This is a genomic window from Flavobacterium riviphilum (genome assembly GCF_055231795.1).
Genome location: NZ_JBUYSY010000026.1, coordinates 1 through 18,718 on the forward strand (window position 1 = coordinate 1; position 18,718 = coordinate 18,718).

11 protein-coding genes are annotated in these 18,718 nt (G+C 36.0%); 7 read left to right on the plus strand and 4 right to left on the minus strand.

What is annotated here, in order from left to right; all coding sequences use genetic code 11:
- Positions 1 to 93 precede the first annotated feature (93 nt).
- Both ACZIX2_RS13795 and gldJ read right to left on the minus strand, forming a co-directional pair.
- Positions 94 to 1,377, minus strand: a complete 1,284-nt coding sequence (locus tag ACZIX2_RS13795) for a UDP-N-acetylmuramoyl-tripeptide--D-alanyl-D-alanine ligase (protein WP_463340682.1) — start codon at positions 1,375 to 1,377, stop codon at positions 94 to 96.
- Positions 1,378 to 1,440: 63 nt separating this feature from the next.
- On the minus strand, positions 1,441 to 3,120 hold the full coding sequence (gldJ, locus tag ACZIX2_RS13800; RefSeq protein WP_463340683.1) for a gliding motility lipoprotein GldJ: 1,680 nt from the start codon (positions 3,118 to 3,120) through the stop codon (positions 1,441 to 1,443).
- A gap of 201 nt (positions 3,121 to 3,321) precedes the next feature.
- Between gldJ and porU the strand changes: the two genes are divergently transcribed.
- The 5 genes from porU to ACZIX2_RS13825 all read left to right on the plus strand — a co-directional run bounded on the left by porU (position 3,322) and on the right by ACZIX2_RS13825 (position 11,785).
- On the plus strand, positions 3,322 to 7,161 hold the full coding sequence (gene porU / locus ACZIX2_RS13805; RefSeq protein ID WP_463340684.1) for a type IX secretion system sortase PorU: 3,840 nt from the start codon (positions 3,322 to 3,324) through the stop codon (positions 7,159 to 7,161).
- Between the two features lie 35 nt (positions 7,162 to 7,196).
- The gene (gene porV / locus ACZIX2_RS13810) at positions 7,197 to 8,342 is read left to right on the plus strand and encodes a type IX secretion system outer membrane channel protein PorV (RefSeq protein ID WP_463340685.1); all 1,146 of its coding nucleotides are present in this window, start codon (positions 7,197 to 7,199) and stop codon (positions 8,340 to 8,342) included.
- A gap of 136 nt (positions 8,343 to 8,478) precedes the next feature.
- The gene (gene cdd / locus ACZIX2_RS13815; RefSeq protein ID WP_463340686.1) at positions 8,479 to 8,961 is read left to right on the plus strand and encodes a cytidine deaminase; all 483 of its coding nucleotides are present in this window, start codon (positions 8,479 to 8,481) and stop codon (positions 8,959 to 8,961) included.
- A 169-nt stretch (positions 8,962 to 9,130) separates the two neighbouring features.
- Positions 9,131 to 10,129, plus strand: coding sequence for a pyruvate dehydrogenase (acetyl-transferring) E1 component subunit alpha (gene pdhA / locus ACZIX2_RS13820; protein WP_463340687.1), 999 nt, complete (start codon positions 9,131 to 9,133; stop codon positions 10,127 to 10,129).
- 6 nt (positions 10,130 to 10,135) lie between these two features.
- Complete coding sequence (locus ACZIX2_RS13825) at positions 10,136 to 11,785, plus strand: 2-oxo acid dehydrogenase subunit E2 (RefSeq protein WP_463340688.1); 1,650 nt, start codon at positions 10,136 to 10,138, stop codon at positions 11,783 to 11,785.
- A gap of 55 nt (positions 11,786 to 11,840) precedes the next feature.
- Here ACZIX2_RS13825 and ACZIX2_RS13830 read toward each other — a convergent pair whose 3' ends face one another.
- Positions 11,841 to 13,073, minus strand: a complete 1,233-nt coding sequence (locus ACZIX2_RS13830) for a glycosyltransferase (protein WP_463340689.1) — start codon at positions 13,071 to 13,073, stop codon at positions 11,841 to 11,843.
- Between the two features lie 109 nt (positions 13,074 to 13,182).
- Here ACZIX2_RS13830 and ACZIX2_RS13835 point away from each other — a divergent pair, with 109 nt between their 5' ends.
- A complete protein-coding gene (locus ACZIX2_RS13835; protein ID WP_463340690.1) occupies positions 13,183 to 13,764 on the plus strand; it encodes a MiaE family protein in 582 nt (193 codons plus the stop codon).
- A 26-nt stretch (positions 13,765 to 13,790) separates the two neighbouring features.
- On the plus strand, positions 13,791 to 16,550 hold the full coding sequence (locus ACZIX2_RS13840; RefSeq protein ID WP_463340691.1) for a hypothetical protein: 2,760 nt from the start codon (positions 13,791 to 13,793) through the stop codon (positions 16,548 to 16,550).
- A 93-nt stretch (positions 16,551 to 16,643) separates the two neighbouring features.
- On the opposite strand, the gene ACZIX2_RS13845 is transcribed toward ACZIX2_RS13840, so the two are convergent.
- Entirely contained in the window at positions 16,644 to 18,455 is a 1,812-nt protein-coding gene (locus ACZIX2_RS13845) for an AMP-dependent synthetase/ligase (protein ID WP_463340692.1), read from the minus strand.
- Between the last annotated feature and the right edge of the window lie 263 nt (positions 18,456 to 18,718).

Genomic DNA, 18,718 nt, shown 5'->3' on the forward strand with positions numbered 1-18,718 from the left:
ACAATAATTCAATGCTATTCATGAAGATTTTCGACCAACACAAAAAGTAAAAAACAAAAAAAAACGCAACCTTATAAAAGTTGCGTTGCTTATTTATAAAATATCTAGGGTTCGCTCTAAAGCCATCCCTCTAGATCCTTTAATCAAAAGTGTCGAATTGACAAAGGGATGCTCTTTGAGATAGGCAGAAAAATCCTCAAATGAAACAAAAAAGTGCAAGTTTTGCGCAACAACTTTGTTTGCAAAAAAATCTTTCCCTACAAAAAAACTTTGGACACCTAACTCTTTAATCAACCTATCCACAATTTGCTTGTGCTCCGCCAAACTAGCGGTACCTAACTCAAACATGTCTCCTAAAACTAAAATCTTATTAGGTTTATCCAACTGAACAAAATTATCAATAGCAACCGCCATACTACTAGGATTAGCATTATAGGCATCGAGCACAATGGAATTGGTTCCTTTCTCTAACAACTGCGACCTATTATTCTCTGGAATATAATTTTCTAACGCTTCTTTTATGGCAGCTTGCGGCACATCAAAATAAGTCCCTATAGCCAATGCTGCATTGACATTATTAGCATTATACAATCCTATTAAATGCGTCGTTATCACACCAAATTCATGTGTGATAACCACAAAAGGATTTGCTGAAACTTTTTCAATTTTCACATCAGCAGATGACTGAAGTGTACTAAAAGTAAAGCGCTTGAAATGCACTGATTTTTCTGCCTGAATAGAATCATCAAGATTAATAAATACTGTTTTATTATTTTGTCTCAAATAAGTATACATTTCACTTTTCCCCTTAATAACTCCTTCTACACCTCCAAATCCTTCTAAATGAGCTTTACCAAAATTGGTAACATATCCGAAATCAGGCATAGCAATAGAACACAAGAACTCAATCTCTTTCTGATGGTTGGCACCCATTTCAACTACACCAATTTCAGTATTCGAATCAAAAGAAAGCAAGGTCAATGGAACACCTATATGATTATTCAAATTCCCTACCGTTGCCTTAGTGTTATACTTTTTAGAAAGTACCGCGTGGATCAGCTCTTTTGTAGTGGTTTTTCCATTACTACCTGTTAGTGCCACAATAGGAATATTCAAATATACTCTATGAAAACGCGCTAAATCTTGTAGCGCAACCAAACTATCCTCTACAACTATAGTTCTCTCGTCTATATAACAATTAGCATTATCAATCAGCACATATTTTGCACCCTTTGACAAGGCTTCGGCTGCAAAAGTATTAGCGTCAAAATTGTCGCCTTTTATAGCCACAAAGAAAGAATTAGGCAGAATTTTTCGAGTATCTATTGAAACAGAATCACAGGCAAGAAACAATTCATGAATTTTCGCAATTTCCATAAGCATTAGTTTTAAAAAAACAAAAGCCCTAATTAGGGCTTTTGTAAATATAGTAAGTATTTTTTAATTTCTAGGAGATCTCTTTTTTTGAGCTTTTGGCCCTACACTAGACATCGCACATCTGAAACCAATATAATCTGTAGCCATGTCTTGAGGCAAATATCTACGCTGAGCTGGATCTAACCAATACGCTCTATCTCTCCAAGAACCTCCTTTATATACACGAACTTTGTCATTAATTAAAGTAGTTCTCTTTGTTGACTTATCATAGTTTTTAGTCATTCTTCCAAGACTATCAATTGTTACATTATGCTTAGGAGAATTGTACATTTTTCTAGCTTCTTTATCACTTTTTGACTCCTCTCCACCAAAATCATAGAATCGAGTAGATTGTTTGTCTCCATCTCTATAGTCAATGTTATTGCTCTTGTCGAAGTTTTGTCTCAAATAAGTATCGTTTTCATCAACTGGCACTTGAGCAATTTGACCTGGGTAAGCTCTTGCCACGATTTTACCATTACTTAGTGTATCATACTGAATGGTTTTTGAAGTAACAATTTCCACTTTACCATCTTTACCAATTTTATTTTTGGTATAAAGATTTCCTCTATAGTAATTAAAATCATTCCATTCATTATCAATAATAGGACGGTACACATCGGCAACCCATTCTGCAACGTTTCCAGCCATATCGTATAATCCGAAATCGTTAGCTGGATATTTCTTTACTTGATTGGTAATATCCGCTCCGTCATCAGACCAACCAGCAATTCCACCATAATCTCCATTTCCTTGTTTGAAGTTAGCCAATTGATCACCACGAGTAGAACGCTTACCTGAACGAGTGTAACTTCCATTCCAAGGATATTTCTTTTGCCCCTTGTAAATATTATACTCTCTTTGCCCTACATCAGCAGCAGCAGCATATTCCCACTCCGCTTCAGTTGGCAATCTATACTCAGGCAATAAAATACCAGAAGATCTTTGTGCATAAACGTTTTTCTGCTCAACTACTTTACCATCTTTACCGGCTTTGGCAGGTTTACGTTTAGAACGTTCTTTCAATACAACTTCTTCATTACCGCCATAAACAGAAGTTGGGGCTACTAAATAAGCTTCTGTACTGAAGTTATTATCTGCAGAAACATCATTAATTTTGGCATTTTTCTTCAAATAACCTGCTTTTTCAAGCATGCTTTCGTTAACACGTTCTGTTCTCCATTTAGCAAATTCATTAGCCTGAATCCAATTAACCCCAACCACAGGATATTCAGCATAGGCTGGATGTCTCAAATAATTATTGGTCATGGTTTCATTATACCCTAATCGGTTTCTCCAAACTAAAGTATCCGGAGATGCTCCTTCATAGATATTTTTATAATTTTCTTCTGTTGGTGGGAATACTTTTTTCAACCAATCTAAATACTCTAAGTACATGGAGTTTGTTACTTCTGTCTCATCCATGTAGAAAGATTGAACGTGTTGTTGTGTTGGAGAATTGTTCCAATCATGCATCACATCGTCTTGAACTCTACCCATCGTAAAAGTCCCTCCCTCTACAAAGACTAAACCAGGACCTGCTTGATTCTTGCCTTTAGAAGCAACATTTTTTTGACGATCTAAATTCCAACCCGTTGCTCTAGAAGCGTTGCTGGAGCTGGATTTTTTGCTACAACTTACAATTCCTGCAATCAAAAACATTGATGCAATCAATTTGAAGTTCAAAATTTTCTTTACTTTCATAGTATTAATAGGTCATAATTTGGTGGCGCAATATAATAATTAACATTTTATTATCAACACCACTATAAAATAATTTTAATGGGGATAGTTAATTTTTAATCAATTCTTCTTAAACAACGCAAAAATATATTTTTTATTATGAGTTCCTATTGTATTTAATTTATTTTTACCTGAAAATATTTGCACCCATTTTTTGTTTGTATGAGAGTGAAAACTTATTTATTTACCTACTATTTCGGACTTTTATCGGTTGTTGCATGGAGTCAAACCATCGAAAAGAAAACCCTTGAATGGAATGTTAGTCAACCTATCCAAATAGGCAACTACACACTTACAATTCCTACTTTTAAAGGCGCTAGTTTTAGCTTAAACCCAGTTAGTAAAACCATTCATTTCAGCACTCCAATCTCGAACATAAGCAAAAATAGCACTGTAGAGCTTACTTCCGTAACCTATGAAAACATAGACCCTAAAGAACTGGGAGATTTAGATATCTCTGCACTTCCTTCTAGCGCTAAAGAACAACTCATCTCTACCACTGCCAGAGACAAAACCCTTACATTTTTAGAATTTTCTCCTATCATAAAAGACCTCAGCGGCATAAAACGTATTGTCTCTTTTTCATACAAAATAGCGGCAGACACCCAAAAATCAGCCATTTTAGAACAGTCCAAAAAATGGACCTCCTTAAGCTCATCTGTTTTAGCAACAGGCAATTGGTTTCAATTTCAAATACAAAAATCAGGAGTTTACAAAATATCCCGTTCTTTTCTACAACAACTTGGCATCAACACCAACAACATCAACCCAAGAAATCTCAAAATTTTTGGCAATGGCGGCAGTATGCTTCCACTCTCTAATGCAAGCAGCAGCCCTTTGGATCTAGAAGAAACACCTATAGTAGTTGTAGGCGAAAATGACGGTGTTTTCAACAACGAAGATTATATTTTGTTGTACGCCCAAGGAACCGACACTTGGAACGATGAAAGTCAAACATTCAATAACCTGTACGACAATTTCGCCTACTATTATATCACTACTGACGGAGGACAAGGAAAGAGAATCCAAATAATGAATCAACCTACAGGAACAGCCACGCTATCCCTTTCTTCGTTTGACGACACACAATATCATGAAGTAGACAAATTTAATATTGGCCAAGCCGGACGTCAATGGTTTGGAGAAAAATTCGATATTACAACTGAACAAGAATTTAGCTTTGATTTTCCAAACCTTGACAATAGTGTTCCTGCTGCTTTGACCGTAGTTACCGCTTCGGCTGCTTTCACCACCACTTCGTTCACCGTATATGCAAACAATACTCCCGTAGGCACTATCAACTTTCCTGCGCTTTCTGTCAATGCTGGACTTCATTACTACTCAGGCTCATTACCCAATGCCACAACATTCAGTGGCTTAGAAAAGAATAAAATCAAATTAACTTACAATAATGGAGGTCTTCCAAACGCAGCAGGATATTTAGATTACATAAAAATTGTTGCCAAAAGAAAACTAATTGGAATAGGCAAGCAATTTCATTTTCAATTCCACAATGCTTTTTCGTTAACAGGAATTGTACAATACAACATAAGTAATGCTGCCGCTATTTCTGAAATCTGGGATGTTACCGATTTAAATCAAATTCAGAAAATCGAAAATAACGGCCAAAGTAATTTTTCGTTTAAGGCAAATTTGGGTGAAGCAAAAAAATACCTCGCCATTGACCCCTCCGACTTTTTAAGTCCACAATTAACAAAATCATCTCGCATTAACAATCAAAACATCAAAGGCACTGTTTTTAAAAACCTTCAAGGCGATTTTCAAGATGTAGATTATTTGATAATAACGCCACGATTTTTACATGCTCAAGCAGAAAAACTAGCCAGTTTTCATAGAAATTATTCCAATTTGAATGTAAAAGTACTTATTACAGAGCAAATTTATCATGAATTTTCATCAGGTAAACAAGACATAGCTGCACTTCGAAATTGCATAAAATATGTATATGACAATGCATCTACTCCTGAAAAACGACTAAAATACGTCAACCTTTTCGGTGACGCCTCTTTTGACTACAAAAACAGAATCCCCAACAACAGCAACATAGTCCCTATTTATCACTCCCTAAGAAGCAATGCTACTGGCGAGTTGTCTTTTTGTTCTGATGATTTTTTTGGATTAATGGACAGCAATGAAGGCAATATTACCAATCGATTTGGAGGTATCGACATTGCTATTGGTAGAATGATCGTTAACGATGTTCAACAAGCTGAAGCAATGATTCAAAAAGTGATAGACTACCATGACGAAAAGTCATTCGGCAATTGGAGGAATAATTTTGTTTTAATAAGCGATGATTCCGATGTCCCATCAGATAGTTCCTTACAGGAAAAACAAAACAATTTGGGCGATTTGATAACGAGCGAAAAACCATTCTTGAACGTTTCCAAAATCCTTTTAGATTCCTATGTGCAAGAAGCCTCTGCTGGAGGATTTCGGTACCCAAAGGCCCGAACCGACATTTTTAACGCATTCGAAAAAGGCGCCTTAGTATTTAATTATTTAGGACATGGAGGTGAAGACGGTTTGTCTACCGAACGAATTTGGGAGAAATCCGATGGTCAAAACATGAATAACCGCTTTAAGTACCCCCTTTTTGTTACCATTACTTGTGAATTTTCAAGGTTTGACAACCCAACACGATTTACCGCAGGGGAATATACGTTTTGGAATCCCACCGGAGGCGCTATCGCTATGATGACAACCATCCGTTCTATTGGTCAGTTTAGTGCAGAGAATTTCAACCCAATTTTAACCAAAAACCTATTGTCGTTTGGTTCTAATTCACAGGTTTCAATGGCAGAAGCTCTTCGAATTTCCAAAAACACCAACCCAAATTCATCGACAAATGTAGTCGTATTCATTGGAGACCCAGCCATCGCATTAGCCATTGCAAAACCTAAAATCAACCTTACCAAAGTTAATGACATTGCAGTTTCTCAAGCCATTGACGATTTTAAAGCACTTGCTAGAATAAAAATTTCAGGTGAAATTACCGATGAAAACAACACTTTGCTAACCAACTACAATGGCGAATTAGCCACAATTATTACCGATAAAACCCTTACAAGAAACACTCTAAACAATGATGGCAACAGTCCAAGTATACCTTTCAATGTTTTAGGAGAAGCTATTTTTAGAGGCAATGCTAGTGTAAAAAACGGACAGTTCGAATTTAACTTTGTAGTACCAAGAGACATTCGAATACCTGTAGGCAACGGAAAAATTAGCTTTTATGCCAAAAGAAATGAAGCAAAAGAAAATCAAACGGGTTTTTCCAATGCCATTCGGATAGGGGGTATAAACGAAAATGCAGCTCAAGACAATATAAGTCCAAAAGTAAAGTTATATATGAATGATGAAAATTTTGTTTCAGGAGGAATCACCAATCAATCTCCTCTTTTGATAGCAAAATTAGAAGATGAAAACGGCATAAACACAGCTAGCGGTATAGGGCATGACATTGTAGCCATTTTGGATGGAGATGAAAGTAACCCTATTGTACTAAACGATTATTATGAAACAACATTAGACAATTTCACCTCAGGGTATATCCGATTTCCATTGCGAGACCTAGCACCTGGACCTCACACCATCACCTTGAGAGCTTGGGATGTTTACAACAATCCCGTAGTAAGCGAAATTCAGTTTATTGTTGTAAATAACGAAGGAATTGTCCTTACAAATGTTTTGAATTACCCCAACCCATTTGTAAATTATACCGAGTTCTGGTTCACACACAATCGCCCTTTTGAACCCTTAGAAGTTCAAATTCAGGTAATGACGATAACTGGAAAACTGGTATGGACAAAAAATCAAATCGTAACTACTGATGGTTTTTTATCCAGAGAGATTCAGTGGGACGGAAGAGACAACTTTGGCGACAAACTTGGAAAAGGAGTGTACGTATACCGACTTACTGTTAAATCTTCCTTAAACAATAAGAAAACAGAAAAAATAGAAAAATTAGTAATCCTTTAAATTTAGTATCTTTGTTTGATTATTCTCATTTCACTATGAAAAACATAATTATTTTCGCATTTCTTTTGGCCCTATTCAACGGAAACGCTCAAGAGCGAATCATTACCACTGGTGTTCCATTCTTACAAATTGCAGCTGATGCCCGTGCCGCTGGCATGGGAGATATTGGAATAGCAACTTCTCCCGATAGCTACTCCCAACAATGGAATCCAGCCAAATATGCCTTTATTACAGACCAACAAGGCTTTTCTGTAAGTTACACCCCTTACCTTACCGATATTGTAAACGATATCTCGTTGGGTCAACTTACCTATTATAATCGTTTCAATGAAAGAAGTGCTTTTGCAGGCAGCATTCGCTATTTTGGATTAGGCGAAATCGAATTACGCGAAAACGCTTCGGATATTGCTCGAATTGTTTCACCCAACGAATTTGCGATTGACGGTTCTTACGCTTTGCAACTCAGCGATCGATTTTCTATGGCTGTAGCAGGACGCTTCATTCATTCCAATTTGAAGGTTGCTTCAGAAAATACCGATGCTTCTCCAGCTAGCACCTTTGCCGTTGATGTAGCGGGTTACTACCAATCCGAAGAAATTGCTTATTCCGATTTTAATGGAAGATGGAGAGGCGGATTTAATATTCAAAATTTAGGACCAAAAATCAGTTACGACAACGATGATTTTAATAGCAACTTCTTGCCAGCCAATTTAAAATTAGGAGGCGGTTTCGATTTTATTCTTGACGATTACAACAAAGTAGCTGTCAATGTAGAATTCAACAAACTATTAGTGCCTACTCCGCAATATGAAAGCACAGACACCAATGAACAAACCATCCAAAAAACAGAAGACTACAGAAGAATTGGTTGGGTTTCTGGCGTTTTTAAATCTTTTGGCGATGCACCAGGTGGCTTTAGTGAAGAACTAAAAGAAGTGACCTATGCTGTAGGGGCGGAATATGAATATCAAAATTCTTTTTCCTTGCGATCTGGATATTTTCACGAAAGTGATGAAAAAGGGGCCAGAAAATTTTTCGCTTTAGGAGCAGGCTTCAAATACAATGTAGTAAAAGTAGACATCTCCTATTTATTTTCAGCCTCAAAAGTAAAAAACCCACTAGAAAACACCCTACGATTCTCCCTAACATTCAATTTTGGAGATCAATATGAAACGTATTAAAAAGAGTTCAAAATACAAATCCAAATTCCAAAAGCATCCTTTTGAAATTTGGATTTCTTCATTAATCAAAAAAAATGGTTTAAATACCACATTTTGCAGGAGCTGTTTTTAATATTTATACCATTACTAAATCATTATGAAAACAATCCAACATACTACAACTTTCAAGCACTTTGAAAATCTAGCTGAACTTCCATCAGACATACAAGAATTGATGCAACAAGCTATCACTATTCGCAAAAAGGCTTATGCTCCTTATTCCAATTTCAGGGTCGGTGTTGCTATTATGCTTGACAACCAAAAAATTGTGTGTGGTTCTAATCAAGAAAACGCAGCATATCCCTCAGGACTTTGTGCAGAACGCGTGGCTATTTTTTATGCAGGCGCCAATTATCCGGAAGCCAAAATAACTAAAATTGCTATAACAGCAGCATCCGACACCAACCCTACTTTAGAACCAATACCTCCATGTGGCGCTTGTCGTCAAGCCATAGCAGAATACGAAATCAAACAAAACCAACCCATTGAAATGTATTTTATGGGAGAATCAGGCGCAGTATATCAATCGGATTCCTTGCAAAATCTACTCCCTTTTATGTTTAACAAAAAACACCTATAAACATAATAAAAAATAACAACTAAATTTTAATGCTTCATAGGAAAGTCTTATTTTTGCAAATCGAAATTTAAAATTTAATAACAAGAATAGCAAGTCTCAACTTGCTATTTGTGATTGGTTTTACCCTCCTATTAGATTAGTATTAACACTTACAAAAGAAACAATTCAAATGAAAGAAGTTACAAAGGAAGTATATTTAAAGTGGTATGAAGACATGCTTCTTTGGAGAAAGTTTGAAGACAAGCTTGCTGCTTTATACATTCAGCAAAAAATTAGAGGTTTTCTACATTTGTACAATGGTCAAGAGGCTGTTTTAGCAGGTGCCTTACATGCTATGGACTTGACAAAAGACAAAATGATAACTGCTTATAGAAATCACGTTCAACCAATCGGAATGGGTGTTGACCCAAGAAGAGTAATGGCCGAGTTATTAGGAAAAGCTACTGGAACCTCAAAAGGTATGGGAGGATCTATGCACATCTTTTCTAAAGAACACCGTTTTTATGGAGGACACGGTATTGTAGGCGGACAAATCCCTCTAGGAGCAGGATTAGCTTTTGGTGACAAATACAACAATACAGGCGGGGTAACTTTAACCTATTTTGGAGATGGTGCTGCACGTCAAGGCTCGTTACATGAAGCGTTCAACATGGCTATGTTGTGGAAATTACCTGTTGTTTTTATTGTAGAAAATAACGGTTATGCCATGGGTACCTCAGTGGAAAGAACAGCCAATCACTCCGATATTTGGAAATTAGGATTAGGCTACGAAATGCCTTGTGGTCCAGTTGATGGAATGAATCCTGTAAAAGTAGCTGAAGCAATGCACGAAGCTATTGAAAGAGCAAGACGCGGTGATGGTCCAACTTTCTTAGAAATGAAAACATACCGTTACAGAGGCCACTCTATGTCGGATGCACAATTATACCGTTCCAAAGAAGAAATTGAGGAATACAAAAAAATTGACCCAATTACTCAAATTCTTGATGTAATCATAGATCAAAAATATGCAACTGAGGAAGAAATTGAAGTAATCGATCAAAGAGTAAAAGATTTGGTAGAAGAATGTGTAAAATTCTCTGAAGAATCTCCTTACCCAGAATTACAACAATTGTATGACGTAGTATACGAAGAAGAAAACTATCCATTCATCCCTCACAAATTATAATATAATATGGCGACAATCATTACAATGCCTCGTTTAAGCGATACTATGACGGAAGGAACGGTAGCTACTTGGCTCAAAAAAGTAGGCGACAAAGTAAACGAAGGCGATATCCTAGCTGAAATCGAAACAGACAAAGCTACAATGGAATTTGAATCCTTTAACGAAGGAACCCTTTTATATATTGGAATCCCAGAAGGAGAAACCGCTCCTGTTGATTCTTTATTAGCAATTATTGGAAAGGAAGGCGAAGATGTTACAGCTTTAATTGCTGGTGGAATTACCACTTCTCCAAGCACTGAAGCTCCAAAATCTGAAGCCCCAATTGCAGAAACTCCAGCAGCCGCTGCTGCTGCTCCTGCTGCTGCTTTACCTAAAGATGTTATTGTAGTAACTATGCCACGTTTGAGCGATACCATGACAGAAGGAACCGTGGCTACTTGGTTAAAAAAAGTAGGGGATACAGTTGCAGAAGGTGATATTCTTGCTGAAATCGAAACGGATAAAGCTACAATGGAATTCGAATCGTTCAATTCAGGTACCTTACTTTACATTGGAATTCAAGAAGGCAATACCGCTCCCGTAGATAGTCTTTTGGCTATTATTGGTCCTGCAGGTACAGATATTTCTGGAGTTGCTAACAATTTTACCGCAGGAACTGCTTCTACAACAACTGCTGTTGCTGAAGAAACTACACCTGTCGTTGCTGAAACAAAAACTGTTGAAACTATTCAAGAGCCTGCCGCTGATGGAAGAAGAATTTTAGCTTCGCCTTTGGCTAAAAAATTAGCCTCTGAAAAAGGAATACAATTATCTCAAGTTAAAGGAAGTGGAGAAAACGGACGTATTACAAAAAGTGACGTAGAAAACTTCACTCCTCAAGCTACTGTAACACCTGCAGTTTCTGCTCCTACGTCAGCTTCTGCTCCAAAAACCGAAGCAGTAGCCACACCAAAACCATACGTACCAGCTGGACAAGTAGCTACTGAAGAGATCAAAAATTCTCAAATGCGTAAAATCATTGCGAAACGATTATCTGAATCTTTATTCACAGCTCCTCATTATAACTTAGTTATTGAGGTAAGCATGGATGAAGCAATGAAATCAAGAGCGGTTATCAATACAGTTCCGGACACTAAAGTTTCTTTCAATGATATGGTAATTAAAGCAAGTGCCTTGGCTTTGAAAAAACATCCAAAAATCAATTCGCAATGGAAAGACGACGCTATCACCATCAACTATCACGTAAATATTGGCGTGGCTGTTGCTGTTGAAGACGGATTAGTAGTTCCTGTATTGCCTTTTACAGATGGTATGAGCCTATCGCAAATTGGCGCAAGCGTGAGAGATTTAGCTGGTAGAGCAAAAAACAAAAAATTACTACCAACTGAAATGGAAGGAAGTACTTTTACGATTTCTAACTTAGGTATGTTTGGAATAACAGAATTCAATTCTATCATTAACCAACCTAATTCTGCTATTTTATCCGTTGGAGCAATTGTTGAAAAACCTGTAGTGAAAAACGGTCAAATTGTTGTAGGAAACACTATGATGTTGTCTTTAGCATGCGATCACAGAACCATTGATGGAGCAACAGGGGCACAATTTTTACAAACCTTAAAACAATACATCGAAAACCCAGTTACAATGCTGGCTTAAGAGTATCATTTTAAATTCATACAAATCCCGATTAGAACTTTCTTTTCGGGATTTTTTATTTATTTTTTGATTCAATCCACTTGGACATATATTTGGTACTTGCCAATGAATGATGATGCAGCAGTGCTCCTATAAAATTATTTTTTCGGTGCTGATCTAGATGAGTTGTAAGATAAACTATGGTTTCCGCTAATTTTACTTCGAAAAAAGCTTTTGAATTCCTATGGTTCAAAATAGCAATACCGTGTTTTTGACTTTGCTTCCAAAGCAATTCATCCGTATATAAAGCCGTGGCCGAATCTACAAATTCTGTAACATCATCGCAAACAAATCCATTCCAAGCCCACTCGCCATGCATGGACTCTGCACCGATCGAAGTAGTTACACTTGGCGTACCAACTTGCATCGCTTCAAGCAACTTCCCCTTTACCCCTGCACCAAAACGTAGCGGCGCCAAGGCTACTCTTGCAGCACTTACTACCTCTTGTGCATCCTCCGCTCTCCCCATAATCAAAAAACGCGAAGCAGGATGATGCAATTGCTGTACCTTTTGAGAAGGATAGGCACCATAAATTTTCAAATAAACCCCTGGCAATCTTTTAGAAAGCAAAGGCCAAATCGTCTCTTTCAAAAATTGAACAGCATTCCAATTGGGTTCATGCAGAAAATTTCCAATAAACACAAAATCATTTCGCCCTTGGTAGGATGGCAGATCTTTCAATTGCGATTCCGTCATAGGATTGACAAGCAATGGCAAATACATAAGCAATTCCGCTTCGATTTTAAAAACATCTTGCAATACTTCCATTTCATATTCTGAAATAATTAGCGAAAGATCACATCTTAAAATACTGGCAATTTCTCTCTTAGCAACTTCTTCTAACAGAAGATCGGTCACTAGAAAAGGCTCATTTTTTTTCCACTTTTTTTGTCGAGCTATACGCAAACAATGCAAATCTTCGGTATCCAATATTCGAAGAGCGCTAGGACAGTCCTCTGCAACACGCCAACCAAATTGCTCTTCGACCATAAAGCGATCAAAAAGAACTACATCGGGTTTCAATTTTTTTATAAAGTCATCAAAGCTTGCATCATTCAATAAGATCGAAACCGGTGTAATTTGGATAGAGGATAAATCAACACTATAAAGACTGTTTTGAGCGGTACTTGCATAAGTAATTTGATACTCTTGCGATTGAAAAAAATGAAGCAATTGCATCATGCGACTTCCAGCAGCCGAAGAATTAGGTTCTGGCCAAACACTCCCAACAACAAGTAACGTTTTCATGCTTTGATTTTAGATGACAAAGTAAAACTATTTCGTTGGGAATTTAAAATTTGGAAGAATTTTACAAATTAAAAACACTAAATTTGTATATAATTATTTCACAAATACCATGTTAGGATTACAATTAGCTACTGACCCAAGATGGGTAACAATCGTAGAGTCGAACATCGAAGAAATTCTTACAGATCATGCTTGGTGCGAACAAAAAGCAGCTACGAATGCCATTTATATCATTATTAATAACTCGGAAAAAGAGGAATTGGTTACCGAAATGACCCGTATCGCTCTCGAAGAAATGGAGCACTTTCAAATGGTACACAATATCATCAAAGAAAGAGGATTACAACTAGGACGTGAACGCAAAGACAATTATGTAAACGAATTAGTAAAGTTTGCCAAAAAAGACGGAAGCCGAAACGATGCCTTAGTAGAACGTTTGCTTTTTGCCGCTATGATTGAAGCGCGTAGTTGTGAGCGATTCAGAGTATTGTCTCAAAACATTAAAGATCCAGAACTAGCTCAATTTTATCATGATTTAATGGTAAGTGAAGCAGGACATTATACTACTTTTTTAAAATTCGCCAAACAATATTCTGAAAAAATCGATGTTGATAAAAGGTGGAAAGAGTGGATTGCTTACGAGGGCTCCATAATTAGAAACTATGGAAAAAAGGAAATGGTTCATGGATAACTAACTCAGTTTAACACCAACATATTATGGCCACAACAAAAAAATCAATATTCATAAAAATATTAAAATACAGTGGTATTAGCATAACAATATTGTTGGGGTTAATGCTAGCAACACCAATTCTTTTTTCGGATACAATTAAAAGAGAAATAAAAAAATATGCCAATACTCAGTTAGAAGGCGATCTCAATTATTCTGAAGCTAATCTATCATTTTTCAAACATTTTCCATCGCTCACATTGACTTTGGAAAATGTTGAATTAAAAGGAGCGATGCCGTTTGATAAAGAAAATTTTATAATCGCAAAAGAACTTTCCTTTGGAATAAACCTGAGTAGTTTGTTATTCAGCAACTCGATTGATATTGACCAGATAATCTTAAACAAAGGAAATATCAATGTAAAAGTTAACAAAGAAGGACAAGCCAACTATAACATTTATAAAGGAAAAAGCGACCCAAAAACATCATCCAAGGAAAAATCCACTGCTATTCAACTTGAAAAAATTGAAATCATCAATAGCAAAGTCGCTTACGATGACCAATCTACTGCCTTACACTTTGATTTTCTCGATTTTAACTACTTAGGAAAAGGGGATCTCAGTAAAGATATTTTTGATTTGTATTCAAAAGTGAACATCTCAAAAATGAATTTATTGTATGCCAACGAGCCGTATTTAATGAATAAAAAAGTAGAGGGCGACTTAATTACGCAAGTCAACGTAAACTCACTCTCCTTTGTATTTCAAGAAAACAATTTAAACATAAACAACCTACTTGTTGATTTTAAAGGAAAATTCGACATCCTCAAAGAAGGTTACAACATGGATTTTAATGTTAAATCTAATAATAGTGAGTTGTTTGATGTATTTAATGCTTTACCCCCAAAATTTATCACATGGCTTGAAAAAACCGATCTCAAAGGCAAAGCCAATGTTCTTCTCACTTTAAAAGGAAGATATAGTGCCGCAGCACAGTTGAATCCAGATCTCCAACTTAATTTTCAGCTAAAAGATGGTTTTATCAACTACAATAAAAGTAAATATCCCGTTTCTAATCTCAACTGTGATGCAGCCGTAAAAGTTGTTGGACTTGATCCAAATGCATTAGAAACAAATATCAAATCCATACAACTTAACATTGCCAAAGAGTATTTAAAAGCACAATGGTTTTCTAAAGGAGTAGAAAATTTAGAACTCAAAAGCACTTTTGATAGCCAAATAGATCTTGAAAAACTTAACAATGCTTTAGGAGTATCCAATATTGTAGTAAAAGGAATACTTGCTGGTAAAGGCAAAATAGAAGGAGTATACAATCCTAAACAAAATAAATTCCCAAAAACCAATATAGACATGACCATACAAAATGGTTATCTCAAAACACCATATTATCCTAATCCAATAAGCGACATACAATCGCACATTATCGTAAAGAATGAACAAGAGACATTTGACAATTTGAAAGTAAACATTCAACCCGGAAGTTTCCTATTCGAACAACAACCCTTTACAATTCAAGCCGATTTGCAAAACTTTAATGATTTAGCATACGACATTAAAGCTAAAGGCGTATTGAATATTAGCAAAATTTATCAAGTTTTCTCCCAAAAAAACTTTGACGTAGATGGATATATCAAAGCGGATTTGGTTTTAAAAGGTAAACAAAGCGATGCAGAAAAAGGGAATTATGCAAAACTATACAACAAAGGGACACTTGAGATTAAAAATATTGCAATCACGTCGACTTATTTACCAAAGAAATTCCTGATCAAAGAAGGCCTTTTTCGATTCACTCAAGACAAAATGGCTTTCAACACATTTTTGGCATCGTATAGTCAATCCGATTTTAGATTAAATGGCTATCTCAAAAATGTATTCAACTACCTAAGTCCAAGACAAGGCACACTAAAAGGCGCCTTTAGCATCCAATCAAAATATATCAATTTGGATGAGTTTATGAGTTCCCAAAATACTAGCTCAGCTGGACAAACAACCCAAGGGACACCTATTCCAAATTCAAAATCTACTGTAAGCACGGGGGTAATAATTATCCCAAAAAATTTGGATTTACAATTAAAAGCTACTGCACAAAAAATACAATTTCAAGACCTACAATTGACCAATGCAACTGGTGATTTGACAATGAAAAAAGGAAAAGCTACTTTACAAAACACAAAGTTTAACCTTATAGGTTGCCAAGTCAATATGAATGGATCCTACGAAAGTATCAATTCTAAAAAAGCACTTTTTGATTACGCAATTAAAGCCGATGAGTTCGACATTAAAAGGGCGTATAACGAAGTTAAGATATTCCGAGAATTAGCCAGTGCAGCTGAAAAAGCACAAGGAATTGTTTCATTGGATTATAAATTAAAAGGTAGATTAAATGCAAATATGGAGCCTGTTTTCCCATCTATAGTTGGCAATGGAATCCTTTCTGTTAAAGAAGTCAAAGTATATGGAATGAAAATGTTTAGCGCAGTAAGCAATCAAACCAAACACGAGAAAATTAAAAATCCAGAACTCTCCAAAGTTAGCATCAAAAGCACGATCAAGAACAACATTATAACCATTGATCGATTTAAATTTAAATTTGCGGGCTTTAGACCCAGAATAGAAGGCACTTCAAGTTTAGATGGTAAATTGAATTTAAAAATGCGTTTAGGCCTACCTCCTTTGGGGATTATTGGCATACCAATCACCATTACAGGCAACAAAGACAATCCTAAAATTAAAATTGGTAGAGAAACACAAGAAATTGAAGAAACAGAAGACAAAGAAACCGAATGAGAAGAAATTCTTCCGTAGCAATACAAAATCAAATACCTCAAAAAAATAAAATGCCCCAACAGTAAAGAAACTATTGGGGCATTTTTAATTTTGTTATTCTTGATATAAAGCTTCGATTTGATCTTTAAATGTTTCCAAAACCAATCTTCTTTTTAACTTTAAAGTTTGTGTCAAATAACCGTTTTCTACTGTAAAGGGGACATCAGAAAAAATAAACTTTTTGGGTATTTCATACCCACCGTACTTTGTTTTCAAACTTTTTCTAATTTCAATACCTACAAATTCTTGAACAGCTGGCAAATGAATTAGCTTATCAACATCTGTTTTAACATGTAAAAGTTCGGCTGTTTTGCGCAAAATAGCGTGATCTGGCACAACAACACAAATATTATAAGGCCTACCTTCACCATATATCATTGCGGCCTCAATATAGGGCAATAAAACAATATCTTCTTCTAATGCAGAAGGAAATACATATTTGCCATTTTCTAACTTGTATTGCTCTTTTAAACGACCTGTAATATATAAAAAACCATCATCATCTAATTTGCCTCGATCGCCTGTTTTTAACCAACCGTCTTTCGTAAATACTTCCTTGGTAGTTTCAGACTTATTATGATAGCCTGCCATGAGGTTGGGTCCCATAACTTGTATTTCTCCATCTTCGCTTTGATCATCCACCACCGTTTTGTCGATACGTATTTTAATAAATTCTAAAGCAGTACCAACACTCCCTTTACGGTTTGACTCTGGGCTATTCATCGTTATAGCGGGAGAAGTTTCACTCAAACCATAACAATTGTAAACAGAAATACCAATGTCAGCAAAGAAATTTGAAACTTCTTCATTCATTTGAGCACTTCCAGTAATACTCGCAACTAAATTACCGCCAAAACGAGCTTTTATCTTTGAAAAAACAAGTAACGCCCCAATCCAATACTTAATTTTGGTTGCCAAAGACACACGTCCATCATTGAGACGATAGCTACGAGCAGCATGTAAAGAACTTTGGAAAAGTTTATATTTTATCCCTCCTTCTTCTTTCATTTTTTGATGAATTCCAGCATATATTTTATTAAACACACGTGGAACTGCAATTAAAAAAGTAGGCTTGACCTTTACAAAATCATCGGCGAGGGTTTCCATACTTGTCATAAATCCAATAGACCCACCAAAAAAAAGCCAATTATAGAGCTCAGCTGTTTGACCATAACTATGCGCCCAAGGTAGAATAGACAAACTAACCGAATGTTCGCCAAGGTGATTAGAATAACGTCTAAAACCAGCCCTAGAATTTGAAGTTAAATTACCATGCGTAAGTAATACTCCTTTAGGATCTGAAGTAGTTCCTGAAGTATAAATTAAACATGCAATTTCACTAGAAGAAGGAATATATGATGGAACACTTTTTTGACGACCAATCATTTCTAAATGATGCATACTGTGTTCACCTATACTTTCAATAACAAAAACATGTTCTAAACTGTTTACAGTTTCTTTAATCTTCTTAATCTGTTCATAAATCTCCAGTGAAGAAACTAGTAGAAATTTTACATTTGCATCCTTAATTATGTACTCCCAAGTACTATAATTTTCACTTTCATACATAGGCACAAATCGAGCACCTAAACCATAACTTGCAAAAGCAGCAACAGCCCATTCCGATCTATTACTAGAAATTATCCCTACTACATCTCCCTTTTGAATGTTCAAATACGCTAACCCACCTCTAAAATCATCTACTCGTTTACCGATATCACCATAAGTAACCCAATTAAAAATACCCGATTGTAAATCTTTAGTCCCAAAAAATGGGTTTTTGGAATACTTTTGGGTTGCCATCTCAAAAAGCGAAACTAAGTTGTCGGGTTTTTCAAGTACCACTTCACTATTTATATTTTCCATAAGAATATTATTCATTAACCACTATAGTTGAGAGTATCGAAAACTCCAAACATAAAATGCCTTTATTTTAAATGTTTTGTAAATGTAGGACCATTTACATACTGATGTTAGTTTAGTAGTAAAATTTTAAGAGTTAAAATCAAAAAAGAATTACAAGAAACCCAACAAAAAGCTTGTCAGCTAGCATAAGTCCCGCTATTCGCTATATCTTGCTTGGTGGTCCCCAAACTTCGGGACCACCAAGCAAGGATGCCGCTACTATC